This is a genomic window from Pseudomonas carassii (genome assembly GCF_036324045.1).
GTDB classification, from domain to species: domain Bacteria; phylum Pseudomonadota; class Gammaproteobacteria; order Pseudomonadales; family Pseudomonadaceae; genus Aquipseudomonas; species Aquipseudomonas peradeniyensis.
Genome location: NZ_JAZDCT010000022.1, coordinates 72218 through 97736 on the forward strand (window position 1 = coordinate 72218; position 25519 = coordinate 97736).

A 25519-nucleotide genomic window follows, 5' to 3' on the forward strand; every position below is an offset into this window, starting at 1 on the left:
CTGTGCAGCCCTTTCGCGGCACAAGGCCGCTCCTACAGGGTTTGCGCTGCACCTGATAGGAGCGGCCTTGCGCCGCGAAAGGGGCACGTAGTGCCCCCATGCGGTATCGAAGAGGACCCAATGGCCCCCTGGCTGACAGTAATAGGCATCGGTGAAGACGGCTTCAGCGGCCTGGGCAAGCAGGCCCGGCGTGCCCTGCTATCGGCCACGCGAATCATCGGTGCCCCACGCCAGCTGGCGCTTCTGCCCCGCTGCGTCACCGCCGAGCAATTACACTGGCCCAGCCCCTTCTCCCTGGCCCCGGTCATGGCCTTGCGCGGCGAGCCGGTATGCGTGCTGGCCAGCGGCGACCCGATGTTCTATGGCGTCGGCGCCAGCCTGGCGCGCCAGCTGCCCGCCGAAGAACTGCAAGTGCTGTCGATGCCCTCCTCATGCGCCCTGGCCGCCGCCCGCCTGGGCTGGCCGTTGCAGGATGTGCAAGTGGTCTCTGTGGTCGCTCGCCCGCTGGCCGCGCTCAATGCCCATCTGCACAGCGGCGTGCGCCTGCTGGTACTGAGCAACGATGAAAGCAGCCCGGCCGCCATTGCCGCGCAGCTGCGCGAACGTGGCTTCGGCCCCAGCCGTCTGCAGGTGTTCGAACACCTCGGCGGCCTGCAGGAGCGAACGCTGAGCGGCACCGCCGACGGCTGGCCACACACCGACATCGCCACGCTCAACCTGGTCGCCATCGAATGCCAGGCCGCGCCCGACACCCCGCGCCTGCCCCGCGTGGCCGGCCTGCCCGACAGCGCCTTCCGTCACGATGGCCAGCTGACCAAGCGCGACGTGCGAGCGATCACCCTGGCCCGCCTGGCACCACATCCCGGCGAGCTGCTGTGGGACGTAGGTGCCGGTTGCGGTTCCATCGGCATCGAATGGATGCGCGCCCACCCCAGCTGCCGCACGCTTGCGATCGAGGCTGACGAAGGCCGCCAGGGCTTCATCGAACACAACCGCGACACCCTCGGCGTACCCGGCCTGCAACTGATTCGCGGCAAGGCCCCCGAAGCGCTGGCCGGGCTGGAACGTCCGGATGCGATCTTCATCGGCGGCGGCGTCACCCGCGAAGGCGTGCTCGACCTGTGCTGGGAGCGCCTGCTGCCGGGCGGACGCCTTGTTGCCAACGCGGTCACGCTGCAAAGCGAGGTCGCCCTGGCGCAGTTCCGCGAGCAGCACGGCGGCGAGCTGACCCGCATCCACATCGCCCACACTCAACCACTGGGCAGTTTCGACACCTGGCGCCAGGCCCTGCCAATCACCTTGCTCGACGTGGTGAAACCCCTCGATGCGTGAAGAAACCCGCGAACAGGCCGCGCCACTGCGCAGCGGCCTGACCACTGGCAGCTGCGCCACCGCCACCAGCCTGGCGGCGGCGCGCCTGTTGCTAAGCGGGCAACGGCACGACGCGGTGGAGATCACCCTGCCCAAGGGCAAGGTGGTGCAGATGCGCCTGGAGTTCTGCCATCTCAAGGGCGATATGGCCGAGGCCGGCACCTTGAAGGATGCCGGCGACGACCCCGATGTCACCCACGGCGCCCTGCTCTACAGCCAGGTGCGCCTGCGCGCCGAGCCCGGCGTTCGCTTCGTCGCGGGCGCGGGCGTGGGTACCGTGACTCGCCCGGGGCTGGTGCTGGCAGTCGGTGAACCGGCCATCAATCCGGTACCGCGCAAGATGATCAGCGACCATCTGCTGCAACTGGCGGGCGATTGCGGCTACCACGGCGGTTTCGAGGTGACGGTCAACGTGCAGGGCGGCGAACAGCTGGCCCTCAAGACCATGAATCCACGCCTGGGCATCCTCGGCGGACTGTCGATCCTGGGCACCAGCGGCATCGTCCGGCCGTTTTCCTGCTCGGCCTACATCGCCTCGATCCACCAGGGCATCGACGTCGCCCACACCAACGGCTACACCCATATCGCCGCCTGCACCGGCAACGCCAGCGAAGACACCATGCGCCGGGTCTACAACCTGCCGGAGATCGCCCTGATCGAGATGGGCGACTTCGTCGGCGCCGTGCTCAAGCACCTGCGCAAGGTGCCCGTGCCGCGCCTCACGCTGTGCGGCGGCTTCGGCAAGATCAGCAAGCTGGCCGCCGGGCACATGGACCTGCACAGCCGCCATTCGAGCATCGACCTGCCGCAGCTGGCGGGCTGGGCGGCGGCCATTGGCGCGGACACGGCGCTGCAACAGGCGATCATCGCCGCCAATACCAGCCAGCAAGCCCTCGCCCTCGCGCATGCCGCCGGCATCGCCCTGGGCGATGAGGTGTGCCGCCATGCCCTGCTCTTCGCCCGCAGCGTGGTACCTGCCCAGGTGCAGGTGGAAGTATTCGCCATCGACCGACAGGGCGGCATCGTCGGCAAGGCGGGCCTGGCATGAACGGGCGCATCCTGCTGCTCGGCGGCGTCACCGAAGCCCTGGCCATCGCTCGCCAGCTGGGTCCGCAGCATGTCTACAGCCTCGCCGGCATCGGCCGCATTCCCCAGGACCTGGCCTGCCAGGTGCGGGTCGGCGGCTATGGCGGCGCCGAAGGCCTGGCCGAGTACCTGCGCGCCAAAGGCATCGACCTGCTGATCGACGCCACCCATCCCTATGCCGCGCAGATCAGCCGTAACGCCGCCCTCGCCGCACGCAGCGCCGGCATTCCCTGCTGGGCGCTGCGCCGCCCGGCGTGGCAGGCGCAGCCCGGTGATGACTGGCGCGAAGTCGAGGACTGGGCCGAACTGATCAAGGCGCTGGCTCCGTTTCAGCGCCCCTTGTTCACCCTGGGTCGTGAACCCCTGCAACATCTGGACGAAATCCCGCCACACCAGTTCTGGACCCTGCGCGCCCTCGAGGCGTGCCCCGGCAATGACCGCTGCGAGGTGATCGGTGCTCGCGGGCCGTTCCTCCTCGACGATGAACGCGCCTTGTTCGAACGTCGACAGATCGACGTGCTGGTGAGCAAGAACAGCGGCAGCACGGCCACCGAGCCGAAGCTGGAAGTGGCGCGGGAGCGCGGGGTTCCAGTGCTGGTGCTCAAGCGGCCGGTACTACCAGAAGTGGATCGAACTTTCCCTGACCCGAAACGGGTACTTGAGGCTCTGAGCCTGCAGCCTGAATGACCCGGCATCTTCCGAAACACATTGATGCTTTCATCGCCCTACAAGATTCAGCAAGGTGTAGCCCTTTCCAGGTACTTCGAATGGAGCCACCTCATGCCAAAAACGCCCAAACGTCCCCAAGATACAGCTCATGAAGATGCGCTCCCTGTCCTCAAAAGCGATTGGGACACCTGGTTTGCAAATGACGGTGTAACCAGCGACTTCATCACTCGGCGCGAACAGCCGGCCGATCAGCATCGCGACACACTCATCAGCGGAGTTCATCAGGGCAGGTAAATGGCCCTGTGCCTTGATCCTGCCGTACAATCACCTTCCCTCTTCTGGAAGGCTCCACCCATATGGAAATGCAATGGTGGATCTGGCTCGTCTTCGGCGTAGCCCTGATCCTGCTGGAACTGGTGCTCCCCACCTTCTTCATCCTCTGGTTCGGCGTCGGTGCCGTGCTGGTGTCGCTCGTCTCGCTGCTCGCCCCCAGCCTGCAACTCGATATGCAGGGGTTGCTGTGGGTGGTGTTCTCATCGATCACCACCATGCTCTGGTTCAAGGTGTTCCGCCGCAAGAAGCCGGACGTGCGCTGGACCGCCGACAGCGTGATCGGCGAGGTCGGCCTGCTGACCGCCAACGTCTCGCAGTTCCAGAAAGGCCGGGTGCGCTTCCAGAAGCCCATCCTCGGCAACGAGGAATGGACCTGCGTCGCCGACAACGATATCCCCGCCGGCGAGCGCGTGCGCCTGGCCGCCATCGAAGGCAACACCGCCCGGGTCACTCGGGCCTGAATCCGCACTAAAAGGAAGTTCGCACCATGACCAGCCTCATCGTCGTCGGCACCCTCGCCGCATTCGTTCTTATCACCGTGTTCAAGGGGGTGCGCATCGTGCCCCAGGGCGAGGAGTGGATAGTCGAGCGCCTGGGCCGCTACCACAGCACCCTCAAGCCGGGCTTGAACATCGTCATCCCGTACATGGACGTGGTTGCCTACCGCCTGCCGACCAAGGACATCATCCTCGACGTGCAGCAGCAGGAGATCATCACCAAGGACAACGCAGTGATCGTCGCCAACGCCCTGTGCTTCGCCAAGGTGGTCGACCCGCAGAAGGCCTCGTACGGCGTACAGAACTTCTCGTTCGCCGTCACCAGCCTGACCATGACCTCGCTGCGCGCCATCGTCGGTGCCATGGACCTGGACGAAGCGCTGTCCAGCCGCGAGCAGATCAAGGCGCGCCTGCGCGAGGCGATGTCCGAGCAGACCGAAGACTGGGGCGTGACCGTGCGCTCGGTGGAGATCCAGGACATCAAGCCATCGCCGAGCATGCAGACCGCCATGGAGCGCCAGGCCGCCGCCGAACGTGAGCGAAAAGCAGACGTGACCCGTGCCGAAGGCAACAAGCAGGCGGCGATTCTCGAAGCCGAGGCGCGCCTGCAGGCGGCCAAGCTGGATGCCGAGGCCCAGGTCAACCTGGCCGAGGCATCGGCGCGTGCGATCACCCTGGTCAAGGAAGCGGTGGGCAGCGAGACCGTGCCGGCCATGTACCTGCTGGGTGAGCGGTATATCGGGGCGATGGAGAACCTGGCGGGTAGCGACAACGCCAAGGTCGTGGTGCTGCCGGCCGACCTGCAGGAGACCGTGCGCGGGCTGCTGGGGCGTGGCAAGGCCTGATAGCCCGGGGGCGCTTTGCGCCCCTTTCGCGGCACAAGGCCGCTCCTACAGGGGCATGCGAATGCCTGCGGGTGCGGCACTTCACCGCACCCCGGCATTTTTACCTATACTCCGCCGTACAATAGCCATCACGATTCCTGACCGGATCTCTCCATGCCCCCACGTCGGCACATCGCCTGGATAGCCTGCTTCGCAGTGCTGTTCAACCTGCTGGCCATGCCGCTGTCCTCCGCTGCGCCGAAAGGCCCGGCCGAGCAGCTGCTGTGGGGGGCTTTCTGTTCCAGCATGGCCGGCAAGGCCAAGGTCGATGTCCAGGCCCTGGCCAAGATCGACCTGGGGACGCAAAGCGACGACAGCGCCAGCATGATGAACTGCTGGTGCTGCCTGGGCGCCGCGCCCCTGCTGGCCCTGCCCGGCTACCCGCCGCAGTTGCACAACCCTCCCGTGTTGCCTGCGGAGCACGCGCCGCAACTCGCCGACTACCAACCCACGCCGCGCCAGCTATGGCCCGCGCTCAATCCCCGTGCCTCTCCCCTGGCCTGAGTTCACTACGCTGTCTGCCTGAACCTCAACAGATCGGAGACTCACCCATGCTCAAGCAAGCCCTCGTCCTGGCCGCCCTGCTGCTGCCCGGCGCCTATGCCAACGCCCACGAATACAGCAAAGGCGATCTGCACATCGCCCACCCCTGGTCGCTGGAGCTGCCGCCGAACGCGCCCAACGTCGCGGCCTACTTCGTTGTGCACAACAACGGCAAGACCGACGACCGCCTGCTCTCGGCGGACACGCCGATAAGTGCCGACGCCCAGTTGCACGAGCATGCGATGAGCGCCGCCGGCGCCATGAAGATGCAGCAGGTGCGAAGCGTGCTGGTGCCCGCCGGCAAGGACCTGACCTTCGCCCCCAGCGCCTACCACGTGATGATCATGCAGCCCAAGGACCGCAGCCTGCTGACCGACGGCAAGCGCTTCCCGCTGACCCTGCACTTCGAGAAAGCCGGTGACATCACCGTCGAAGTCGCCGTGCAGAAGCAGCCACCGGCCGAGCAGGCCGCGCACGAGCACGCGCACTGACCTGATCGACTGACAGGCGCTCACCATGAGCCTGCCGCGCTACAGCTCCGTCCGCACTACCCGCCCTGATCGCAGGCGCGTCGGTGGCGGCTGGCTGAGCCTGTTCGCCATGTGGATGATCTTCATCGGCCCGCTGGTTTCCCAGTCGATGCCGATGGAGCACCACGCCGGCATGTCCATGCCCATGGACATGTCGATGAGCATGCCCATGGCGCACGGTCACGACGAGCACCACGGCCACGGCAACGATGGCCAGCTGCATGTGATGTGGGAGAAGTGCGGCTACTGCAGCCTGCTGTTCAACTGCCCCGCCCTGCCCCAGAGCCTCAGCCCGCTCAGCGCAGGCAGCGTCACCCCGCCCATCCACCTCACCGTCGCCACGCGCCAGGGCCATGCCCGGCAGGCTGTATTCCCCGGCGCCCGCAGCCGCGCGCCGCCCCGTTCGATCGTCGCCTGAACACCACTCGCTAAACGCCCGAAGCCAGGAGGCTTCGCGCTGACTCACGACTGATCGACTGGAATCATTATGTCCGGCTGCACCCCTGTTTTTGCCCTTTCCCTGCGTGGCACCATCGCCGTGCTTTGCGGCTCGCTGCTCGCGCCACTGGCCTTTGCCGCCGAAACCGGCCACGAAGGCCATGTGCACGACCCGGCCGAGCTGAGCCCGACGGTGATCACCGCCATCGCCCCCAGCTCGCCGCTGACTGTGGTCACCAACCCCAAGGACCCGCGCCAGCCCGTACCGGCCAGCGACGGCGGTGACTACCTCAAGACCATCCCCGGCTTTTCGGTGATCCGCGCCGGCGGCACCAATGGCGACCCGGTGCTGCGCGGCATGTTCGGCTCGCGCCTGAACATCCTCACCAACGGCGGCATGATGCTCGGTGCCTGCCCTGGCCGCATGGACGCCCCGACCTCGTATATCTCGCCGGAGACCTACGACCGCCTCACGGTGATCAAAGGCCCGCAGAGCGTGATCTGGGGTCCGGGTGGTTCCGCTGGCACCATCCTGTTCGAGCGTGAGCCGGAGAAGTTCGGCGAACTGGGCAGCCGGGTCAACGGTAGCGTGCTTGCCGGTTCCAATGGCCGCTTCGACAAGGTGCTCGACGCCGCGGCCGGCGGCTCGCTCGGCTACGTGCGTTTCATCGGCAACCAGTCGCACTCGGACGACTTCGAGGACGGCAACGGCGACACCGTGCCGTCGCGCTGGGACAAGTGGAACGGCGACGTCAGCCTAGGATGGACCCCAGACGCCGATACCTTGCTGGAACTGACCGCCGGCAAGGGCGACGGCGAGGCTCGCTCCGCCGGACGCGGCATGGACGGCTCGCAGTTCAAGCGCGAAAGCCTGGGGCTGCGCTTCGAGAAGTCCAATCTCGGCGAGGTGCTCGACAAAGTCGAGGCGCAGGTCTACTACAACTACGCCGACCATGTAATGGACAACTACACCCTGCGCTCGACTGTCGGGATGCCGATGGCAAGCAACGTCGATCGCCGCACCCTGGGTGGTCGGATCAAGGCCACCTGGCGCTGGGCCGATGTACAGCTGATCAGCGGTATCGACGCGCAGACCAACGAGCACCGCAAGCGTAGCGGCATGGGCATCGATACGTATAAAGCCAGGCCCTGGGACAAGGACGCCGACTTCCATAACTACGGGGTCTTCGGTGAACTGACCTGGTACGCCACCGGTGAAGACCGGTTGATCACCGGCGCCCGCCTGGACCGCGCTTCGGCCCGCGATTTCCGCAAGGGCATCGCCACCAGCGGCAACACCCGGGCCGATACCTTGCCCAGCGGCTTTGTGCGTTATGAGCACGACCTGGCTGCGGTACCCGCCACCACCTATATCGGCCTGGGCCACACCCAGCGCTTCCCGGACTACTGGGAGCTGTTCTCGCCGACCCTGGCACCCACCGGCTCGGTGAATGCCTTCGACGGCATCAAGCCGGAAAAGACCACCCAGCTCGACTTCGGCATCCAGTACCGCGACGAACGCCTGGAGGCCTGGGCTTCGGGCTACGTTGGGCAGATCCGCGACTACATCCTGTTCGACTACGTGCCAGGCATGGGCGGCATGAGCAACCGGCTCGTTTCCCGGGCACAGAACATCGACGCCCGCATCATGGGCGGCGAACTGGGCGCGGCCTACAAACTGACCGAAAACTGGAAGGCCGACGCCACCCTGGCCTACGCCTGGGGCAAGAACAGCAGCGACGGCAAGGCCCTGCCACAGATGCCACCGCTGGAAAGCCGCCTGGGCCTGACCTACAGCCGCGACACCTGGAGCGTCGGTGCCCTGTGGCGCCTGGTCGCCGAGCAGAACCGTATCGCCAAGAACCAGGGCAACGTGGTCGGCAAGGACTACGACACAAGCTCAGGCTTCGGCGTGTTCTCGCTCAACGGCGCCTACAAGATCAACAACAACCTCAAGCTCAGCGCGGGCGTCGACAACCTGTTCGACAAGGCCTACGCCGAGCACCTGAACCTGGCCGGGAACGCCGGGTTCGGCTACCCGGCCAGCGCCACGGACCCGGTGAACGAGCCAGGCAGGACCTTCTGGACCAAGGTCGACTTCAGCTTCTGACAACAATAACCGGGCGCGGGACCTGACCGCGCCCACTTGAGGTCTACGGGAGGCTCCCATGAGCAAACCAAACGTTTCCTTCTACAACCTTGCGTGGCGCTGGCATTTCTATGCCGGACTGTTCGTGGCGCCGTTCATGATCCTGCTGGCGATCACCGGGATCATCTACCTGTTCAAGCCGCAGCTCGATCCGTTGATGTACCGCGAGCTGATGGTGGTCGAGGCCGGTCATCACCGGCAGGCCGCCGACACCCTGCTGGCCAACGTGCGCCAGGCTTATCCACAGGGCCAGGTGGGGCAGTACCTGCCACCGGTGAGCGCCGAGCGCAGTGCACAGTTCGTGGTGCACGATGGCGGTCGCGAGCTGAACGTGTTCGTCGATCCGTACAGCGGCAAGGTGCTGGGCGAACAGGACGGCAAGCAGAACCTGCAAGCCATCGCCCGCGCCCTGCATGGCGAACTGATGGTCGGCACGGTCGGTGACCGGCTGGTGGAACTGGCGGCCGGCTGGGGCATTGTCCTGGTCGTGTCCGGCCTCTATTTGTGGTGGCCACGCGGGCGCAGCAGCGCCGGGGTGCTGTGGCCACGCCTGAGCGCACGCGGCCGGGTGCTATGGCGCGACCTGCATGCCGTCACCGGCTTCTGGGGTTCGGCCTTGCTGCTGTTGATGCTGATCAGCGGCATGACCTGGACCGGGCTGTGGGGCAAGCAGTACGCCGACCTGTGGAACCGCTTCCCGGCGGCCATGTGGAATGACGTACCCAAGTCTGACAAGCAGGCACGCGAACTGAACGAAGCCCATCGCCAGACCGTGCCGTGGGCCTTGGAGAACACCCCGATGCCGGTGTCCGGTGCCCATGCCGAGCATGCCGGACATCACATGATGGACCAGGCGCCGGCGGCGCCGCAGGTGAGCCTGCAGAAGGTCGAGAACATCGCCGATCTGCGCGAGGTCGAGCCGGGCTACAGCATCACCCTGCCGACCAGTGCCGACGGCGTGTTCACCATCGCGGTATTCGCCGACGATCCGCGCAACGATGCCACCCTGCATGTGGACCAGTACACCGGGCAGGTGCTGGCCGATGTGCGCTGGCAGGACTACAGCCCGGTGGCGCGTGCCACGGAGCTGGGGGTGATGCTGCACGAAGGGAGGATGTTCGGGCCGCTGAACCAGATCGTCATCCTGCTGGTGTGCCTGATGATCCTGCTGGGGTCGGTGAGCGGGTTGGTGATGTGGTGGAAGCGCAAGCCGGCCGGTGGGCTTGGAGTGCCGCCGCTGCGTCATGACCTGCCGCGCTGGAGGATGGCGGTGGGGGTGATGGTGGTGCTGGGCGTTGCCTTCCCGCTGGTGGGGATCTCGATGGTGGTGATGTGGGTGGTGGATAGCCTGGTGGTGAGACGCCGGGTTCTGGTTCGGGCTTGAGATTGCCGGGCGCGCGTTGCGCCCCTTTCGCGACACAAGGTCGCTCCTACAGGGGGACGCGGTCGTCTGTAGGAGCGGCCTTGTGTCGCGAAAGGGCTGCGCAGCAGCCCCAGGATGTGTGATCCATCCATTGACCGCGATCATGTCCCCGCCCCCGCTGCACCGCCAAGATCGTGTCGATCTGCCACGCCCGCGATCGGAACGCGACGTGATAGCCTACTCGGCTTTCGCTCAAAAAAGACTGACCCTCAATGGAATGCAGCCTATGACCCGGACCTCCCAGACACCCTCTGAAGAGCAGCACCTGCAACGCAACCTGACCAACCGCCACATCCAGCTCATCGCCATTGGCGGCGCCATCGGCACCGGCCTGTTCATGGGCTCGGGCAAGACCATCAGCCTGGCCGGCCCGTCGATCATCTTCGTCTACATGATCATCGGCTTCATGCTGTTCTTCGTCATGCGCGCCATGGGCGAGCTGCTGCTGTCGAACCTCAACTACAAGTCGTTCATCGATTTCTCCGCCGACCTGCTCGGCCCCTGGGCCGGCTACTTCACCGGCTGGACCTACTGGTTCTGCTGGGTGGTCACCGGCATCGCCGACGTGGTGGCGATCGCCGCCTATACGCAATTCTGGTTCCCGGACCTGCCGCAGTGGATACCGGCGCTGAGCTGCGTGGCCCTGCTGCTGTCACTGAACCTGGTGACGGTGAAGATGTTCGGCGAAATGGAATTCTGGTTCGCCCTGATCAAGATCATCGCCATCATGGGCCTGGTCGCCACCGGCTTGTACATGGTCGTTACCGGCTTCCAGTCGCCAGCAGGCCACACCGCCACCCTGGCCAACCTGTGGAATGACGGCGGCATGTTCCCCAACGGCCTGCTCGGCTTCTTCGCCGGCTTCCAGATCGCCGTGTTCGCCTTCGTCGGTATCGAGCTGGTGGGCACCACCGCCGCCGAGGCGAAGAACCCCGAGCGCACCCTGCCGCGGGCGATCAACTCGATCCCGGTCCGCATCATCGTGTTCTACGTGCTGGCGCTGATCGCCATCATGGCGGTGACTCCATGGCGCGATGTGGTGCCGGGCAAGAGCCCGTTCGTCGAGCTGTTCGTGCTGGCCGGCCTGCCAGCGGCGGCGAGCATCATCAATTTCGTGGTGCTCACCTCGGCGGCCTCGTCGGCCAACAGCGGCGTGTTCTCCACCAGCCGCATGCTGTTCGGCCTGGCCCAGGAGGGCGATGCGCCCAAGGCGTTCGAGAAACTCTCGCGCCGCGCGGTGCCGGCCAACGGCCTGTACTTCTCCTGCACCTGCCTGCTGCTGGGCGCGGTGCTGATCTACCTGGTACCCAATGTGATCGAAGCCTTCACCCTGGTGACGACGGTGTCGGCGGTGCTGTTCATGTTCGTGTGGACGCTGATCCTGCTGTCGTACCTGAGCTACCGCAAACAGCGCGCGGCGCTGCATGAGCAGTCCACCTACAAGATGCCCGGCGGGCGTTTCATGTGCTATGTGTGCCTGGTGTTCTTTGCCGGCATCCTGGTGTTGTTGAGCCTGGAGGCCGACACCCGCTCGGCGCTGGTGGTGACGCCGATCTGGTTTGTGATTCTGGCGGTGACCTATCAGTTTGTGCGCAGCAGGCGCCAGCCGCGTGCGGCGGTGCGTGAAGCGTCTAACAACTGATCCGGCCAATGGGGCCGCTGCGCGGCCCTTTCCGGCCGGTCCGACGCCTCGGCAAGGCCGCTCCTACAGATGATCGCGCTCCCCCTGTAGGAGCGGCCTTGTGCCGCGAAAGGGCTGCAAAGCAGCCCCGGCGATTGTCAGCCTTGCTCTAACCCCTCGAGCACCGCCTCGGCCAACGCCAGGCCTTTCTCCAGCGAGTTCTCGGTCGCCGTCAGCAAACTGCGCAACGGCTCCCCGGCCTTCTCCAGCGCTGCGGCATTGGTCTCATACGCCGCCTTCAACGCCGCCACGGCGCACACCAGCGCATCCTCGCTATCAACGCCAGCACGTACCGAGAGAATCGGATCATGGGCGTGATTGCAGGTGCCGAAGTGGGAACAAGCGGTGACGGGACGTGATGTGCGGGGACTGTGGTCGACCAGCGATTCCTGGTTCATGGCTGCACCTCTCGATGAAAGGTGGCGATCTCCACAAATGCGAATGGTGGATCTGGAACGATCTTCTTGAGCATGGTGCATCTCCTTGCAGCTCTCTCTTTTAGAAGCTCCGCGCCCATACGCCAGGATGGGTGGACGAAGCCGTGCGGGTTGGCGTGCCGGCAGAGAGAACCGGTGAGCCCGAAGGCTCCCACACACGGCTCCGCCCATAACGGGTGCAGCCATGCAGAACACCGCCGCAAGTGCGTCAGTGCTCGATCTCTCTGATTACGGGACGCCAATCCCGAACCGCAGAAACTACTGCGGTGCGGCACGGTACTCAAGTAGCGGTTGTGTGTCAAAAGTGTTCATCGCCTTCGGCCCCAATCCTGTGCAGGCCCAACCCGCAAGCACCATCCTGGCCCCACCCCGCGCCCCGATTCGTCGCACAACCGCTCTACCACGCACCTTCCATCGCTCGGCACAGCCCTTGCAATCTCCGATCTGGCCAACATCCACCATCACATCGGAGTGAGCACATGAAGCGACGCAGTCTGATCAAGGCCTTTACCCTCAGCGCATCGATCGCCGCGATGGGCCTGAGCTGGAGCATCCAGGCCGCCGAGACCATCAAGGTCGGCATCCTGCATTCGCTGTCGGGGACCATGGCGATTTCCGAGACCTCGCTCAAGGACATGGCGCTGATGACCATCGACGAGATCAACGCCAAGGGCGGAGTCAACGGCAAGCAGCTCGAGGCGGTGGTGGTGGACCCGGCGTCCAACTGGCCGCTGTTCGCCGAGAAGAGCCGCCAGCTGCTGACCCAGGACAAGGTGGCGGTGGTGTTCGGCTGCTGGACCTCGGTGTCGCGCAAGTCGGTGCTGCCGGTTTTCGAGGAGCTCAACGGCCTGCTGTTCTACCCGGTGCAGTACGAGGGTGAAGAGATGTCGCCGAACGTGTTCTACACCGGCGCGGCGCCCAATCAGCAGGCGATCCCGGCGGTGGAGTACCTGATGAGCGAGGACGGCGGCGGCGCCAAGCGCTTCTTCCTGCTGGGCACCGACTACGTCTACCCGCGCACCACCAACAAGATCCTGCGCGCCTTCCTGCACAGCAAAGGCGTGGCCGACAAGGACATCGAAGAGGTGTACACGCCGTTCGGCCACGCCGATTACCAGACCATCGTCGCCAACATCAAGAAGTTCTCCGCGGGCGGCAAGACGGCGGTCATCTCCACGGTCAACGGCGACTCCAACGTGCCGTTCTACAAGGAGCTGGCCAACCAGGGGCTGAAGGCCACCGATGTGCCGGTGGTGGCGTTCTCGGTGGGCGAAGAGGAGCTGCGCGGCATCGATACCAAGCCGCTGGTGGGGCACCTGGCGGCGTGGAACTACTTCGAGTCGGTGGATAACCCGGTCAACCAGAAGTTCGTCGCCGACTGGAAGGCCTACGCCAAGGCCAAGAACCTGCCGGGGGCCGACAAGGCGGTGACCAATGACCCGATGGAGGCCACCTACGTCGGTATCCACATGTGGGCGCAGGCGGCGCAGAAGGCCGGCAGCACCGAGGTGGACAAGGTGCGCGAGGCGCTGGCCGGGCAGAGCTTCAAGGCGCCGTCGGGCTTCACCCTGACCATGGACAAGAGCAACCACCACCTGCACAAGCCGGTGATGATCGGCGAGATCCAGGATGACGGGCAGTTCAGTGTGGTGTGGCAGACCGAGCAGCCGCTGCGGGCGCAGCCTTGGAGCCCGTTCATTCCGGGAAATGACAAGCGGCCGGATTATGCGGTGAAGGGTAATTGAGTGCATTGGGGCCGCTTTGCGGCCCTTTCGCGGGACAAGCCCGCTCCTACAGGATCCCCACTGCCCTCTGGACCGGTGAAAAACCTGTAGGAGCGGGCTTGCCCCGCGATGAATCCACCGCCGATTTCCAGGACTGCCCGCATGCTCAGACTCCTGCTCACCCTCATGTTGTTACTGCCCCTGGCCACCCAAGCCAGCGAAGGCGAGTTCTTCCTCACCGCCAAACCCGCCGAACAGGCCAACCTGCTCGAAACCTGGGCCGCACAACCCGATGCCGCCCGCCTGCCGCTGCTGGAAAACCTGCGCCAGGGCCGCATCGCCGAAAATGACACCCGCAAACTGCGCCTGAACAACCGCCTGCGCGGCCTGATCGACAACGCCCTGGCCAGCCATCAGTTGCTCAGCGACCAAGCCAGCGTGCGCCTGGCCGCCGCCCAGCAACTGCAAAAAACCGCACAACCGGCGCAGATGGCCTTCCTCGACCGCCGCTTCGCCAGCGAGCCGGACGCCGCCGTGCACGCCGCCCTCGGCCTGGCCCTGGCCAACCTGCAACTCGGCGCCAGCGAGCCTGCGGTACGCCTGGCCGCCGTGCGCCTGCTCGGCGAAACCGGCGACCCGCTGGCCCGCACCCGCCTCGAAGCGCTGCTGCAACCCGACGCCGAAACCGACGCCGCCGTGCGCACCGCCGCTGAAACCAGCCTGGCCCAGGTACAGCGCAAGCTGCTGGTCGGCGAACTGCTCGGCCAGGCCTTCAGCGGCCTGTCACTGGGCTCGATCCTGCTGCTGGCGGCGCTGGGCCTGGCAATCACCTTCGGCCTGCTCGGGGTGATCAACATGGCCCACGGCGAGATGCTGATGCTCGGCGCCTACAGCACCTACATGGTCCAGGTGCTGCTGCAGCGTTATGCCCCGGGCGCCATCGAGTTCTACCCACTGATCGCCCTGCCGGTGGCCTTCGCCGTCAGCGCGGGCGTCGGCATGGCCCTGGAACGCACGGTAATCCGCCACCTGTATGGCCGCCCGCTGGAAACCCTGCTGGCCACCTGGGGCATCAGCCTGATCCTGATCCAGGCCGTGCGGTTGATCTTCGGCGCGCAGAACGTCGAGGTGAGCAACCCGGCCTGGCTGTCCGGCGGCATCCAGGTGCTGCCCAACCTGGTGCTGCCGTACAACCGCCTGGTGATCATCGGCTTCGCCTTGGCCGTGGTGGTGCTCACCTGGCTGCTGCTCAACCGCACGCGGCTGGGCCTGAACGTGCGCGCGGTCACCCAGAACCGCAACATGGCGGCCTGCTGCGGGGTGTCCACCGGGCGCGTCGACATGCTCGCCTTCGGCCTCGGCTCGGGCATCGCCGGGCTTGGTGGCGTGGCCTTGAGCCAGGTCGGCAACGTCGGCCCTGACCTGGGCCAGAGCTACATCATCGACTCGTTCCTGGTGGTGGTGCTCGGCGGCGTCGGCCAGCTGGCCGGCAGCCTGTGGGCAGCGTTCGGGCTAGGTATCGCCAACAAACTGCTGGAGCCGCAGATCGGTGCGGTGCTGGGCAAGATCCTCATCCTTGCGCTGATCATTCTGTTCATCCAGAAGCGCCCGCAAGGCCTGTTCGCCCTCAAGGGACGGGTAATCGACTGATGAACCAGCCATTGATTGTCACTGCCACGCGCAAAGCCGGCACACGGCTGTCGCTGGCCGTCGGCGCCGTTGTCGTCCTGGTGCTGCTGGCCCTGCCGCTGCTGTCGCTGCTGCCCGACGGGCACGCCATGCAGGTCTCGGCCTATACCCTGACCCTGGTCGGCAAGATCCTCTGCTACGCCATCGTCGCCCTGGCCCTGGACCTGGTCTGGGGCTATGCCGGCTTGCTGTCGCTGGGCCACGGCCTGTTCTTCGCCCTGGGCGGTTACGCCATGGGCATGTACCTGATGCGCCAGGCGGCTGGCGACGGCCTGCCGGGGTTCATGACCTTCCTGTCGTGGAGCGAGCTGCCCTGGTACTGGGCCGGCACCCAGCATTTCGCCTGGGCGCTGTGCCTGGTGGTGCTGGCGCCGGGGCTGCTGGCCCTGGTGTTCGGCTTCTTCGCCTTCCGCTCACGGATCAAGGGCGTGTACTTCTCGATCATGACCCAGGCCCTGACCTTCGCCGGCATGCTGCTGTTCTTCCGCAACGAAACGGGCTTTGGCGGCAACAACGGTTTCACCAATTTCCGCACTATCCTCGGTTTCGACATCACCGCCCAGGGCACCCGGGCCGTGCTGTTCCTGCTGACGGTTGGCCTGCTGCTGGGCAGCCTGTTCCTGTGCTGGCGCCTGACCCAGAGCAAGTTCGGGCGCCTGCTCACCGCCGTGCGCGATGCAGAGAACAGGCTGATGTTCTGCGGCTACGACCCGCGTGGCTTCAAGCTGCTGGTATGGGTGCTCAGCGCCGTGCTGTGCGGCCTGGCCGGAGCGCTGTACGTGCCTCAGGTGGGCATCATCAACCCCAGCGAGATGTCGCCGACCAACTCCATCGAGGCCGCCGTGTGGGTGGCGCTCGGCGGGCGCGGCACGCTGATCGGGCCGCTGCTTGGCGCCGGCCTGATCAATGGCATGAAGAGCTGGTTCACCGTGGCGTTCCCCGAGTTCTGGCTGTTTTTCCTCGGTGCGCTGTTCATCCTCGTCACCCTGTACCTGCCCAAGGGCGTGGTCGGCCTTGTGAAAAAGAGGAGCCAGCCATGAGAAGCGTGCCTCCGGTGCATCCGGAATTCATGCTGGAACCGATCTTCGACCAGATCGGCAGCGGTCGCGAGGCGATCGGCCTCGGTCGGCGCCGCGAGGCCGGGCTCGACACCCGCCATGGCACGGTGCTGAGCCTGGAGGGCATCAGCGTCAGCTTCGATGGCTTCAAGGCACTCAACGACCTGAACCTGTATATCGGCGTCGGCGAGTTGCGCTGCATCATCGGCCCCAACGGCGCCGGCAAGACCACGATGATGGACGTGATCACCGGCAAGACCCACCCCGATACGGGTACCGCGTTTTTCGGCGACACCCTCGACCTGAGGCGCATGAGCGAGTACCAGATCGCCCAGGCCGGCATCGGTCGCAAATTCCAGAAACCCACGGTGTTCGAGGCGCTGACGGTGTTCGAGAACCTGGAGCTGGCGCTCAAGGCCGACAAGTCGGTGTGGGCCAGTTTGGTGGCGCGGTTGTCCGGCGAGCAGCGCCTGCGCATCGAGGAGGTGCTGGCCACCCTGCGCCTGCTGCCCCTGGCCCAGCGCCAGGCGGGGTTGTTGTCCCACGGGCAGAAACAGTTCCTGGAGATCGGCATGTTGCTGGTGCAGGAGCCGAGGTTGCTGCTGCTCGACGAGCCGGTGGCGGGGATGACCGATGCCGAGACCGAGTTCACCGCCGAGCTGTTCCGCTCTTTGGCAGGCAGGCATTCGCTGATGGTGGTGGAGCATGACATGGGCTTCGTCGGCAGCATTGCCGACCATGTGACGGTGCTGCACCAGGGCAGCGTGCTGGCGGAAGGGTCGCTGGCGCAGGTGCAGGAGGATGAGCGGGTGGTCGAGGTGTACCTCGGGCGCTGAATCCCCGGGGCTGCTGCGCAGCCCTTTCGCGGCACAAGGCCGCTCCTTCAGGGGCGGTGAAGTCCTGTAGGAGCGGCCTTGCGCCGCGAAAGGGCCGCAAAGCGGCCCCAATGGCCACAATGCAAAGATTCCAGGAGCTGCACATGCTCAAGATCGACACCTTGCACCAATACTACGGCGGCAGCCACATCCTGCGCGGCCTGTCATTCGAGGCCAAGGTCGGCGAGGTCACCTGCCTGCTGGGCCGCAACGGCGTGGGCAAGACCACCCTGCTGCGCTGCCTGATGGGCCTGTTGCCGGCCCGCGAAGGCCGCGTGGAATGGGAGGGCAAGCCGATCACCACGCTCAAGCCCCAGCAACGGGTCCAGGCCGGCATCGCCTACGTGCCCCAGGGCCGCGAGATCTTCCCGCGCCTGACCGTCGAGGAAAACCTGCTGATGGGCCTGTCGCGCTTCCCCGCCCGCGAGGCACGGGAAGTACCCGCCTTCATCTACGAGCTGTTCCCGGTGCTGGAGCAGATGAAGCAACGCCGTGGCGGCGACCTCTCGGGCGGCCAGCAGCAACAGCTGGCCATCGGCCGCGCCCTGGCCAGCCGCCCGCGCCTGTTGATCCTCGACGAGCCCACCGAAGGCATCCAGCCGTCGGTGATCAAGGAGATCGGCGCGGTGATCCGCAAGCTCGCCGACCGGGGCGACATGGCCATCCTGCTGGTGGAGCAGTTCTACGACTTCGCCGAAGAGCTGGCCGACCAATACCTGGTCATGGCACGCGGCGAGATCGTCCAGCGCGGCCGGGGTGAAAACATGCAGGCCGAAGGTGTACGCGGCCTGGTTACCATCTAATCTGCAACCACTTCCCTTGCGAGACGCTGTCATGAGTTACCAGATCCGCGACGCCCTGATCGACGACGTGCCGGGCATCCTCGACATCTACAACGACGCCGTGGCCAACACCACGGCGATCTGGAACGAAACCCCCGTGGACCTGGGCAACCGCCTGAACTGGTTCGAGGCCCGTGCGCAGCAGGGCTACCCTATTTTGGTGGCAGTGGACGACAGCGGCGTGCTGGGCTATGCCTCATTTGGCGACTGGCGGCCGTTCGAAGGCTTCCGGCATACCGTCGAGCACTCGGTGTACGTGCGTGGCGACCAACGCGGCAAGGGCCTGGGGCCGGTGTTGATGGACGCGCTGATCGAGCGCGCGCGCCACTGCGACAAACATGTGATGGTCGCCGCCATCGAGAGCGGCAACGCCGCGTCGATCCGCCTGCACGAACGCCTGGGTTTCAGCATCACCGGGCAGATGCCGCAGGTGGGGGTGAAGTTCGGGCGCTGGCTGGACCTGACCTTCATGCAGCTGTACCTGGATGACAACACCCTTCCCCCTTCAAGGACCTGAAGCCCATGAACACCGCCCAGCTGCACCGCGTCACCCACGAAGGCCTGGCGTACTACCGCGACGGCCTGGTGGCCCTTTTGCTCGATGCGGTGCGACAGGGCGCGTCGGTGGGTTTTTTGGCCGATATCGACGAAGCACAGGCCAAGGCCTACTTCGATGAGGTGAAGGCAAAGCTGGCCAGTGGCGAGCAGCTGCTCTGGGTCATCGCCCAGGGGCAGGAAGTGCTGGGCAGTGTGCAGCTGGGGTTGTGCCTGAAGCCCAACGGGCTGAACCGGGGCGAGGTGCAGAAGTTGCTGGTGCACAGCGATGCGCGGCGGCGTGGGCTGGGGCAGCAGTTGATGAACGCGCTGGAGGCCGAGGCGCGGCGGATCGGGCGGGGGATGCTGTTTCTCGATACCGAGGCTGGGTCCGAAGCCGAGGCGTTTTATCGGGCGCAGGGGTACAACAAGGCGGGGGAGATTCCGGATTATGCGTGCGGTCCGGAAGGGGTGTACCGGGCTACGGCGTTGTACTTCAAGGTGATCGCGAAAGCTTCGTGAACCTGGGGACGCTTTGCGCCCCTATCGCGACACAAGGCCGCTCCTACAGGGGAACGCGATCTCCTGTAGGAGCGGCCTTGTGTCGCGAAAGGGCTGCGTAGCAGCCCCAGGATCTAACAGGTAATACCCGTCACATCTGGGTAAACCTGCCCAACCGCTGCTTCAACATGCTGTTCTCACTGCGCAGCTGCTGCACCTCTTCCAGCAACTCCAACGCCAGCGCCACCCCTTCCCACTCCAGCTCCAGCTCCTGATGCAGCTTCACCGCGCGCTTCAACGTCACCGGCGCGCGGTCATCGAACACCCACTCTTCGGGCGTTCGCCCCGACGGTTCGACAATACCGTGCTCGACGATCTCGATCACCCAGTCGGCCGACACATCGGCTTCCTGGCACAGGGTACGCATGTCCAGTTGAACGATCAGGGTGCTGCTCATGATCACTTACTCCATTGAGTCCTCGGATTGAACGCGGCTTTCTCGGAGAGCTGGGTCCACAATTCGCGCGCGGCGGCATCGGACTGGGCGGGCATCACCACCTTGAGCTGGGCGTACAGGTCGCCGCGCTCGCCCTGCTTGTTCAGCAGGCCCATGCCCTTGACCCGCAGGCGCTGGCCGCTCTGGCTGTCGGGGCGGATGGTCAGGTTGATCTTGCCGGTCAGGGTCGGCACGGCCACCTTGGCGCCGAGCGCCGCTTCCCACGGTGCCAGGGGCACGGTGATGATCAGGTCATGGCCTTCGACATCGAACAGCGGGTGCGGTGCCATGCGGATGGTCAGGAACAGGTCGCCATTGGCGCCACCGCCCACGCCCGGCGCGCCCTGGCCCTTGAGGCGAATGCGCTCGCCATCGGTCACCCCGGCAGGGATCTTCACGTTCAACGTTTTCGTGGTGAAGCCGGTACGTTGCCCGGCGCCGTTGGTCTGCGGCACCTGGAAGCTGATCTGCTTGGATTCCTTGTTCAGGGTCTCTTCGAGGAAGACCGCCAGTTCCAGTTCCACGTCCTGCCCTCGCCTGCCGGCACTGCGTTGTTGCCGGCCACCGGCGCCACCGAAGGGGTTGCCGCCCCGGGCACCGAAGATCGAGCTGAAGAAGTCGGAGAAATCACCACCTTCGAAGCCACCGCCGCCGCCATTACCGCCACGGGACTGCCAGCCAGGCGGTGCCTGGAACGGCCGGCCATGCTGGCCGCCATACTTGCGGATCTCGTCGTACTCGGCGCGCTTGTCCTTGTCGCCAAGCACTTCGTAGGCCTCGTTGGCCTCCTTGAATTTGTCCTCGGCGTCACGCTCCTTGCTGACGTCGGGGTGATACTTGCGCGCGAGCTTGCGGTACGCGGCCTTGATCGCCTTCTCGTCTGCGCTCGCCTCGACGCCGAGTATCTTGTAATAGTCTTTGAAGTCCATCTATGGATCACCGATGTGAATGTACGTATTGCCACTGAAGATTGGGGTCAAGCATAGCCTTTCAAGGTTCATCCGGGGTTGCGCTATCGCAGACGACCGGTCTTGATTTAGCCGCAGACTCGCATAAACTGCGCGGCCGTTTTGCCTCCGGAAGCTTTCCTCATGTCTGACGTATCCCCGGCCCGTGCCCTTGGCATCGACTTCGGCACCTCCAACTCCACGGTCGGCTGGCACCGTCCGGGCGTCGAATCGCTGATCGCCCTGGAAGACGGCAAGATCACCCTGCCGTCGGTGGTCTTCTTCAACATCGAGGAGCGTCGCCCGGTGTATGGCCGCCTGGCCCTGCACGAGTACCTGGAGGGCTACGAAGGCCGCCTGATGCGCTCGCTCAAGAGCCTGCTGGGCTCCAAGCTGATCAAGCACGACACCAGCGTGCTGGGCAGCGCCCTGCCGTTCAAGGACCTGCTGGGCATGTACATCGGCGAGCTGAAAAAGCGCGCCGAAGCCGATGCCGGCCGTGAATTCGACCAGGTGGTGCTGGGCCGCCCGGTGTTCTTTGTCGACGAAGACCCAGCCGCCGACCAGGAGGCCGAGGACACCCTGGCGGAGGTGGCGCGCAAGATCGGCTTCAAGGACGTGTCGTTCCAGTACGAGCCGATCGCCGCGGCGTTCGACTACGAGTCGGGCATCAGCCGTGAAGAGCTGGTACTGATTGTCGATATCGGCGGTGGTACCTCGGACTTTACCCTGATCCGCCTGTCGCCCGAGCGCCACCTGGTGGCCGAGCGCCAGAGCGACATCCTCGCCACCGGCGGCGTGCACATCGGCGGGACCGACTTCGACAAGCAGCTGAGCCTGCAGGGCGTGATGCCGCTGTTCGGCTACGGCAGCCGGATGAAGAGCGGCGCGCTGATGCCCACCAGCTACCACCTCAACCTGGCCACCTGGCACACCATCAACGCCCTCTACTCGCAGAAGTCGCAGCTGGCCTTGGGCAGCATGCGCTACGACATCGAGGACACGCTGGGCATTGATCGCCTGTTCAACCTGATCGAACAGCGCGCCGGGCACTGGCTGGCCATGGAAGTGGAAGCCAGCAAGATCGAACTGACCGAGCGCGACAGCCGCCGTATCGACTTTGGCCGTATCGAGCCGGAGCTGTCGGCCGAGCTGACCCGGGTGCTGTTCGAAGACGCCATCGACGGGCTGCTGGAGCGGGTGCGCGGCAGCGTGACCGAGCTGCTGGCCAAGGCCGGCGTGAGCGAGGGGCAGGTGGACACGGTGTTCTTCACCGGTGGTTCCAGCGGGATTCCGGCACTGCGCAACAGCGTGGCGGCGATGCTGCCCAATGCGCGGCATGTGGAAGGCAACATCTTCGGCAGCATCGGCAGCGGGCTGGCGATCGAGGCGCGCAAGCGTTACGGCGCGGCCTGAGCCATCCCGGGGCCGCTCTGCGGCCCTTTCGCGGCACAAGGCCGCTCCTACAGGGGGACGCGCTCTTCTGCAGGAGCGGCCTTGTGCCGCGAAAGGGCTGCAACGCAGCCCCGGCAATCTGTCAGACCAACTCCGCCCGCTTCAACTCACTCTTCAGGTAGGCGTAATAGATCGGCCCCGCCACCACCCCCGGCAGCCCGAACGCCGCCTCGAACACCAGCATCGCCAGCAAAAGCTCCCAGGCCTTGGCACTGATCTGCCCGCCGACGATCCGCGCGTTGAGGAAGTACTCTACCTTGTGGATCACGATCAGGTACCCCAGCGCCGCCATCGCCACCCAGATCGACAGCGACAACCCGACGATGGTGATCAGGGTGTTGGACATCAGGTTGCCGATCACCGGCAGCAGCCCGAGCAGGAAGGTGAGCACGATCAGCGTCTTGGTCAACGGCAGGTGTACGCCGAACAGTGGCAGCACCACGGCCAGGAAGATGCCGGTGAAGACGGTGTTGAGCAGCGAGATCTTGATCTGCGCGAAGACGATGTTGCGAAACGCCTGCACCAGCAGGCTCAGGCGTTCGAACAACGCCGCGGCCAGGGGCTTGCGCCGGGAGATGTCGGGGATGCGCTGCAGGGCGACGATGGCGCCGAGGATCATGCCGATCAGCAGGGTCACGAACATGTGCGCCATGCCCTTGCCCACCAGTTGCAGGTCGCTCAGGTGGCTCTTGATCCAGTCGCCGATGGCCACCTTGAACTCGGCGGCGCTGGCCGGCAGGTAGGCTTCGATGAACGGCGGCAACTGGCCTCGCGCGCGCTCGACCAGGCCCATGAACTTGTCCAGTGAGGCGCCGGGGTTCTCGGCCTCGTGCAGCAGGAAACTGAAGGCGCCGGCGATCAGCAACGTCAGCGTGCTCACCACCAGGGTGCCGAGCAGCGCCACCGCCAGCCAGCGTGCGCGCTGCCCGGCGATCAGCGGTTGCAGGCGCGGGGTGAGCATGTTGACCAGCTCGTAGACCAGCAGGCCGGCCAGCAGGCTCGGCAGCAGCTTCAGCGGCAGCGCCAGCAACAGGCCCGCCATGACGATGATCCAGCTGGCCAGGGTGACCTGGCGGGGAGTGAAAGTCATACAGCCTCAACGGCAGACAGCGGAAAGTCCCGCAGTCTGCCAGCCTTCACGGCAGAGGCATAGGCGCAGGTCATTTCTTCTTCAGGCAGTCACTCATGAAGGTCTTGCGTTCATCGCCCTTGAGCGCCTTGGTGGTGGCGTCGGCGTTGCAGGTCTTCATCTTCTCCTGCTGGGTCTGCGGCACATCCTTTTTCAGGCAGGTGCTCATGAACGCCTTGCGCTCATCGCCCTTGAGCGCCTTGGTGGTGGCGTCAGCGTTGCAGGTCTTCATCTTTTCCTGTTGCGCGGTGGCGGCGAACCCTTGGCCCGCGATCAACAGGCCCAACACCAGCAGGGGTACGTGCAGCAGCTTCATGGAGTGGTCTCCTTGCCTGCGCGCCGGATGCGCGCTCGTCGCAGCTGAGTGTAGACAAGAATTCTTACATCTCGGTCCGCGCCCGCCGCCGGTACTGCTCCGGGGTGCAATTGGCCTGGCGCTGGAACATGGCGATGAAGGCCGAGGCGCTGCTGTAGCCCAGGTCGAAGGCGATGGCCTGGATCGGCGTGCCCGCCTCGAGCGCCTCGATGGCCCGCAGAAAGCGCAGGCGCAAGCGCCATTCGCCGAAGCTCATGCCCAGCTCGCGCAGGAACTGCCGGGCCAGGGTGCGCTCGCTGACATGCACCTGCCCGGCCCAATAGGCGAGTGGATGGTTGTCGCCTGGCTCGGCGTGCAACGCCTCGAGCACCTGGCGCAGGCTGTCGCTGCGGGCGAACGGCAGATAGCAGGTCTGCGTTGGCGCCAGGTGCAGTTGGTCGATCAGTACCTGGATCAGGCGCTGGTCGCGCTCGTCCTGGGCGATGTGCAGGTCGCGGCGGGCGAAGTCGCCGAGGATCGCCTTGAGGATGTCGCTGATCACCAGGCTGCAGGGCTGCGTCGGCAGCTCGGCGCACAGGCTGCGCTCCAGATAGACCGAGCGGTAGATGATGGCCTGGGGGTTGTAACAGCCGTGCTCGGTGTCCGGCGGCACCCAGACGGCGTAATGCGGAGGCGAGATGAAGCGCTGGCCCTCGACGTCCAGGTGCATCAGGCCATGGGAAGCGTAGTTGAGCTGGCCCCAGGGGTGACGGTGCGGCGGGCTGTGGGTATCGGCGCCGAATTCGTCGTAGCGGAAGTAGACCGGCGCGGGGAGCCGGTCGAATTGCGGAATGTCGAGGTACTTGCGGGCCATGCTGTCTGCTTCGAGGGGCGAGTTGTCTGGATGGAAGTATAGGCATTTGGACAGACAAGCGATAATGGCCCCCATAGCCCGCTCCCACGGGTGTTTACTGTTATCCGAGATGCCTCATGAACTACCTCTTCCCCCTCATCGCCATCCTCATCTGGGCCGGCAACACCGTGGTCACCAAGATGTCCGCCGGGGCCATCTTCCCCGCCGAGATCGGCTTCTACCGCTGGCTGCTGGCCGGCCTGCTGTTCACCCCTTTCCTGCTGCCGCAGGTCTGGCACAACCGCGCAGCCATCCGCCCGCACCTGGGCAAGATCTTCGTGCTGGGCGTGCTGGGCATGGCCATCTACCAGAGCCTGGCCTACTTCGCCGCGGCCATCACCAGCGCCACCAACATGGGCATCATCCTCTCGTTGATGCCGCTGATGTCGCTGGCCCTGTCCATTGCCTGGCTCGGCCAGCGTCTGACCTATGGCGCGCTGCTGGGCGCGCTGGTGTCGTTCTTCGGCGTGCTGGAGGTGGTCTCGGCCGGGCAACCCGGCGTGCTGCTGCACCAGGGGCTGAACGCCGGCGACCTGATGATGCTGGTGGCCACCTTCGCCTATGCGCTGTACAGCTTCCTGCTGAAGAAATGGCAGCTGCGCCTGCCGCCGCTGCAGCTGCTGTACCTGCAAGTGCTGGTGGCGATCCTGGTGTTGCTGCCGCTGTTCCTGCTGTCACCCAAGACCGGGTTGAACGGCCACAACATTGGCCTGGTGCTGTATGCGGGCCTGCTGGCCTCGATGGTTGCGCCGCGGGTGTGGATGCAGGCCGTGCATCGCCTGGGGCCGAGCCGTACCACGCTGTTCTTCAACCTGCTGCCGGTGGTCACGGCGGTGGTCGCTGCAGTGGTGCTGGATGAGCAGTTGGCCAGTTATCACCTGGTTGGCGGTGTGCTGACGTTGGTCGGCGTGCTGCTGGCCGAGCGTTGGACCACGCCTCTACAGCGTTGACAGATGGGAGCGCTTTGCGCTCCTTTCGCGGCACAAGGCCGCTCCTACAGGGGGATTGCGTTCGTCTGTA

At 65.4% G+C, this 25519-nt stretch carries 26 protein-coding genes; 20 read left to right on the top strand and 6 right to left on the bottom strand.

Features of this window, described 5'->3' with window-relative positions; all coding sequences use genetic code 11:
* The first annotated feature begins 120 nt into the window (after positions 1-120).
* The 11 genes from cbiE to cycA all read left to right on the top strand — a co-directional run bounded on the left by cbiE (position 121) and on the right by cycA (position 11565).
* Positions 121-1332 carry a precorrin-6y C5,15-methyltransferase (decarboxylating) subunit CbiE gene (gene cbiE, locus V0R62_RS16950; protein WP_330104551.1) on the top strand — a complete coding sequence of 404 codons (1212 nt, stop codon included), beginning with the start codon at positions 121-123 and terminating at the stop codon, positions 1330-1332.
* Complete coding sequence (locus V0R62_RS16955; RefSeq protein ID WP_186713770.1) at positions 1325-2419, top strand: cobalt-precorrin-5B (C(1))-methyltransferase; 1095 nt, start codon at positions 1325-1327, stop codon at positions 2417-2419. The genes cbiE and V0R62_RS16955 overlap by 8 nt, the downstream gene beginning before the upstream one ends.
* Positions 2416-3144, top strand: a complete 729-nt coding sequence (locus V0R62_RS16960) for a cobalt-precorrin-6A reductase (protein ID WP_330104552.1) — start codon at positions 2416-2418, stop codon at positions 3142-3144. Before V0R62_RS16955 ends, V0R62_RS16960 begins: the two co-directional genes overlap by 4 nt.
* A gap of 338 nt (positions 3145-3482) precedes the next feature.
* Complete coding sequence (locus V0R62_RS16965; protein WP_186713772.1) at positions 3483-3920, top strand: NfeD family protein; 438 nt, start codon at positions 3483-3485, stop codon at positions 3918-3920.
* Between the two features lie 26 nt (positions 3921-3946).
* Positions 3947-4801, top strand: coding sequence for an SPFH domain-containing protein (locus V0R62_RS16970; RefSeq protein WP_217852442.1), 855 nt, complete (start codon positions 3947-3949; stop codon positions 4799-4801).
* Between the two features lie 153 nt (positions 4802-4954).
* Positions 4955-5344, top strand: coding sequence for a DUF2946 domain-containing protein (locus tag V0R62_RS16975; RefSeq protein ID WP_330104553.1), 390 nt, complete (start codon positions 4955-4957; stop codon positions 5342-5344).
* 47 nt (positions 5345-5391) lie between these two features.
* Positions 5392-5874, top strand: coding sequence for a copper chaperone PCu(A)C (locus tag V0R62_RS16980; protein ID WP_330104554.1), 483 nt, complete (start codon positions 5392-5394; stop codon positions 5872-5874).
* A 25-nt stretch (positions 5875-5899) separates the two neighbouring features.
* The gene (locus V0R62_RS16985) at positions 5900-6331 is read left to right on the top strand and encodes a DUF2946 domain-containing protein (RefSeq protein ID WP_330104555.1); all 432 of its coding nucleotides are present in this window, start codon (positions 5900-5902) and stop codon (positions 6329-6331) included.
* 69 nt (positions 6332-6400) lie between these two features.
* Positions 6401-8461, top strand: coding sequence for a TonB-dependent copper receptor (locus tag V0R62_RS16990; RefSeq protein ID WP_330104556.1), 2061 nt, complete (start codon positions 6401-6403; stop codon positions 8459-8461).
* A 58-nt stretch (positions 8462-8519) separates the two neighbouring features.
* Entirely contained in the window at positions 8520-9884 is a 1365-nt protein-coding gene (locus V0R62_RS16995) for a PepSY-associated TM helix domain-containing protein (protein ID WP_330104557.1), read from the top strand.
* A gap of 265 nt (positions 9885-10149) precedes the next feature.
* The gene (cycA, locus tag V0R62_RS17000) at positions 10150-11565 is read left to right on the top strand and encodes a D-serine/D-alanine/glycine transporter (protein ID WP_330104558.1); all 1416 of its coding nucleotides are present in this window, start codon (positions 10150-10152) and stop codon (positions 11563-11565) included.
* A 137-nt stretch (positions 11566-11702) separates the two neighbouring features.
* On the opposite strand, the gene V0R62_RS17005 is transcribed toward cycA, so the two are convergent.
* Positions 11703-12002, bottom strand: a complete 300-nt coding sequence (locus tag V0R62_RS17005; protein ID WP_330104559.1) for a hypothetical protein — start codon at positions 12000-12002, stop codon at positions 11703-11705.
* 518 nt (positions 12003-12520) lie between these two features.
* On the opposite strand from V0R62_RS17005, the gene urtA reads away from it, so the two are divergent.
* The 7 genes from urtA to V0R62_RS17040 all read left to right on the top strand — a co-directional run bounded on the left by urtA (position 12521) and on the right by V0R62_RS17040 (position 19285).
* A complete protein-coding gene (urtA, locus tag V0R62_RS17010; protein ID WP_330104560.1) occupies positions 12521-13786 on the top strand; it encodes an urea ABC transporter substrate-binding protein in 1266 nt (421 codons plus the stop codon).
* Between the two features lie 141 nt (positions 13787-13927).
* Positions 13928-15415 (top strand): urea ABC transporter permease subunit UrtB, encoded by a 1488-nt coding sequence (gene urtB / locus V0R62_RS17015; protein ID WP_044488496.1) that lies wholly within the window; start codon positions 13928-13930, stop codon positions 15413-15415.
* Positions 15415-16494 (top strand): urea ABC transporter permease subunit UrtC, encoded by a 1080-nt coding sequence (urtC, locus tag V0R62_RS17020; protein ID WP_330104561.1) that lies wholly within the window; start codon positions 15415-15417, stop codon positions 16492-16494. The genes urtB and urtC overlap by 1 nt, the downstream gene beginning before the upstream one ends.
* Complete coding sequence (gene urtD, locus V0R62_RS17025) at positions 16491-17348, top strand: urea ABC transporter ATP-binding protein UrtD (protein WP_330104562.1); 858 nt, start codon at positions 16491-16493, stop codon at positions 17346-17348. The genes urtC and urtD overlap by 4 nt, the downstream gene beginning before the upstream one ends.
* 143 nt (positions 17349-17491) lie before the next feature.
* Positions 17492-18190, top strand: a complete 699-nt coding sequence (urtE, locus tag V0R62_RS17030) for an urea ABC transporter ATP-binding subunit UrtE (protein ID WP_062572701.1) — start codon at positions 17492-17494, stop codon at positions 18188-18190.
* A 31-nt stretch (positions 18191-18221) separates the two neighbouring features.
* Complete coding sequence (locus V0R62_RS17035; protein WP_011535905.1) at positions 18222-18746, top strand: GNAT family N-acetyltransferase; 525 nt, start codon at positions 18222-18224, stop codon at positions 18744-18746.
* A gap of 5 nt (positions 18747-18751) precedes the next feature.
* Positions 18752-19285, top strand: a complete 534-nt coding sequence (locus V0R62_RS17040) for a GNAT family N-acetyltransferase (RefSeq protein WP_330104563.1) — start codon at positions 18752-18754, stop codon at positions 19283-19285.
* A gap of 130 nt (positions 19286-19415) precedes the next feature.
* Here the strand turns inward: V0R62_RS17040 and V0R62_RS17045 are convergent, their stop codons facing one another.
* Together V0R62_RS17045 and cbpA are read right to left on the bottom strand one after the other, a co-directional pair.
* Complete coding sequence (locus tag V0R62_RS17045) at positions 19416-19721, bottom strand: chaperone modulator CbpM (RefSeq protein WP_011535907.1); 306 nt, start codon at positions 19719-19721, stop codon at positions 19416-19418.
* Positions 19722-19723: 2 nt separating this feature from the next.
* The gene (gene cbpA, locus V0R62_RS17050) at positions 19724-20689 is read right to left on the bottom strand and encodes a curved DNA-binding protein (protein ID WP_330104564.1); all 966 of its coding nucleotides are present in this window, start codon (positions 20687-20689) and stop codon (positions 19724-19726) included.
* A gap of 162 nt (positions 20690-20851) precedes the next feature.
* On the opposite strand from cbpA, the gene V0R62_RS17055 reads away from it, so the two are divergent.
* Positions 20852-22123, top strand: coding sequence for an Hsp70 family protein (locus V0R62_RS17055; protein ID WP_330104565.1), 1272 nt, complete (start codon positions 20852-20854; stop codon positions 22121-22123).
* 121 nt (positions 22124-22244) lie between these two features.
* Here the strand turns inward: V0R62_RS17055 and V0R62_RS17060 are convergent, their stop codons facing one another.
* The 3 genes from V0R62_RS17060 to V0R62_RS17070 form a co-directional block, all read right to left on the bottom strand.
* A complete protein-coding gene (locus tag V0R62_RS17060) occupies positions 22245-23252 on the bottom strand; it encodes an AI-2E family transporter (RefSeq protein WP_110734957.1) in 1008 nt (335 codons plus the stop codon).
* 70 nt (positions 23253-23322) lie between these two features.
* The gene (locus V0R62_RS17065; RefSeq protein WP_050707114.1) at positions 23323-23607 is read right to left on the bottom strand and encodes a PsiF family protein; all 285 of its coding nucleotides are present in this window, start codon (positions 23605-23607) and stop codon (positions 23323-23325) included.
* 64 nt (positions 23608-23671) lie between these two features.
* Complete coding sequence (locus tag V0R62_RS17070; RefSeq protein ID WP_330104566.1) at positions 23672-24460, bottom strand: AraC family transcriptional regulator; 789 nt, start codon at positions 24458-24460, stop codon at positions 23672-23674.
* 116 nt (positions 24461-24576) lie between these two features.
* On the opposite strand from V0R62_RS17070, the gene V0R62_RS17075 reads away from it, so the two are divergent.
* A complete protein-coding gene (locus V0R62_RS17075; protein ID WP_330104567.1) occupies positions 24577-25449 on the top strand; it encodes a DMT family transporter in 873 nt (290 codons plus the stop codon).
* Positions 25450-25519: the final 70 nt, after the last annotated feature.

Excerpts from the sequence above, each read along its gene's own strand:
- urtA (WP_330104560.1), top strand. The coding sequence starts at position 12,521 with ATGAAGCGACGCAGTCTGATCAAGGCCTTTACCCTCAGCGCATCGATC.
- V0R62_RS17045 (WP_011535907.1), bottom strand. The coding sequence starts at position 19,721 with ATGAGCAGCACCCTGATCGTTCAACTGGACATGCGTACCCTGTGCCAG.
- urtD (WP_330104562.1), top strand. The coding sequence starts at position 16,491 with ATGAGAAGCGTGCCTCCGGTGCATCCGGAATTCATGCTGGAACCGATC.
- urtC (WP_330104561.1), top strand. The coding sequence starts at position 15,415 with ATGAACCAGCCATTGATTGTCACTGCCACGCGCAAAGCCGGCACACGG.
- V0R62_RS16970 (WP_217852442.1), top strand. The coding sequence starts at position 3,947 with ATGACCAGCCTCATCGTCGTCGGCACCCTCGCCGCATTCGTTCTTATC.
- V0R62_RS16990 (WP_330104556.1), top strand. The coding sequence starts at position 6,401 with ATGTCCGGCTGCACCCCTGTTTTTGCCCTTTCCCTGCGTGGCACCATC.
- V0R62_RS17040 (WP_330104563.1), top strand. The coding sequence starts at position 18,752 with ATGAACACCGCCCAGCTGCACCGCGTCACCCACGAAGGCCTGGCGTAC.
- V0R62_RS16965 (WP_186713772.1), top strand. The coding sequence starts at position 3,483 with ATGGAAATGCAATGGTGGATCTGGCTCGTCTTCGGCGTAGCCCTGATC.
- V0R62_RS16980 (WP_330104554.1), top strand. The coding sequence starts at position 5,392 with ATGCTCAAGCAAGCCCTCGTCCTGGCCGCCCTGCTGCTGCCCGGCGCC.
- cbpA (WP_330104564.1), bottom strand. The coding sequence starts at position 20,689 with ATGGACTTCAAAGACTATTACAAGATACTCGGCGTCGAGGCGAGCGCA.
- V0R62_RS16985 (WP_330104555.1), top strand. The coding sequence starts at position 5,900 with ATGAGCCTGCCGCGCTACAGCTCCGTCCGCACTACCCGCCCTGATCGC.
- urtB (WP_044488496.1), top strand. The coding sequence starts at position 13,928 with ATGCTCAGACTCCTGCTCACCCTCATGTTGTTACTGCCCCTGGCCACC.
- V0R62_RS16960 (WP_330104552.1), top strand. The coding sequence starts at position 2,416 with ATGAACGGGCGCATCCTGCTGCTCGGCGGCGTCACCGAAGCCCTGGCC.
- V0R62_RS16975 (WP_330104553.1), top strand. The coding sequence starts at position 4,955 with ATGCCCCCACGTCGGCACATCGCCTGGATAGCCTGCTTCGCAGTGCTG.
- V0R62_RS16995 (WP_330104557.1), top strand. The coding sequence starts at position 8,520 with ATGAGCAAACCAAACGTTTCCTTCTACAACCTTGCGTGGCGCTGGCAT.
- V0R62_RS17035 (WP_011535905.1), top strand. The coding sequence starts at position 18,222 with ATGAGTTACCAGATCCGCGACGCCCTGATCGACGACGTGCCGGGCATC.
- V0R62_RS16955 (WP_186713770.1), top strand. The coding sequence starts at position 1,325 with ATGCGTGAAGAAACCCGCGAACAGGCCGCGCCACTGCGCAGCGGCCTG.
- urtE (WP_062572701.1), top strand. The coding sequence starts at position 17,492 with ATGCTCAAGATCGACACCTTGCACCAATACTACGGCGGCAGCCACATC.
- V0R62_RS17075 (WP_330104567.1), top strand. The coding sequence starts at position 24,577 with ATGAACTACCTCTTCCCCCTCATCGCCATCCTCATCTGGGCCGGCAAC.
- V0R62_RS17065 (WP_050707114.1), bottom strand. The coding sequence starts at position 23,607 with ATGAAGCTGCTGCACGTACCCCTGCTGGTGTTGGGCCTGTTGATCGCG.
- V0R62_RS17005 (WP_330104559.1), bottom strand. The coding sequence starts at position 12,002 with ATGAACCAGGAATCGCTGGTCGACCACAGTCCCCGCACATCACGTCCC.
- V0R62_RS17060 (WP_110734957.1), bottom strand. The coding sequence starts at position 23,252 with ATGACTTTCACTCCCCGCCAGGTCACCCTGGCCAGCTGGATCATCGTC.
- V0R62_RS17055 (WP_330104565.1), top strand. The coding sequence starts at position 20,852 with ATGTCTGACGTATCCCCGGCCCGTGCCCTTGGCATCGACTTCGGCACC.
- cbiE (WP_330104551.1), top strand. The coding sequence starts at position 121 with ATGGCCCCCTGGCTGACAGTAATAGGCATCGGTGAAGACGGCTTCAGC.
- cycA (WP_330104558.1), top strand. The coding sequence starts at position 10,150 with ATGACCCGGACCTCCCAGACACCCTCTGAAGAGCAGCACCTGCAACGC.
- V0R62_RS17070 (WP_330104566.1), bottom strand. The coding sequence starts at position 24,460 with ATGGCCCGCAAGTACCTCGACATTCCGCAATTCGACCGGCTCCCCGCG.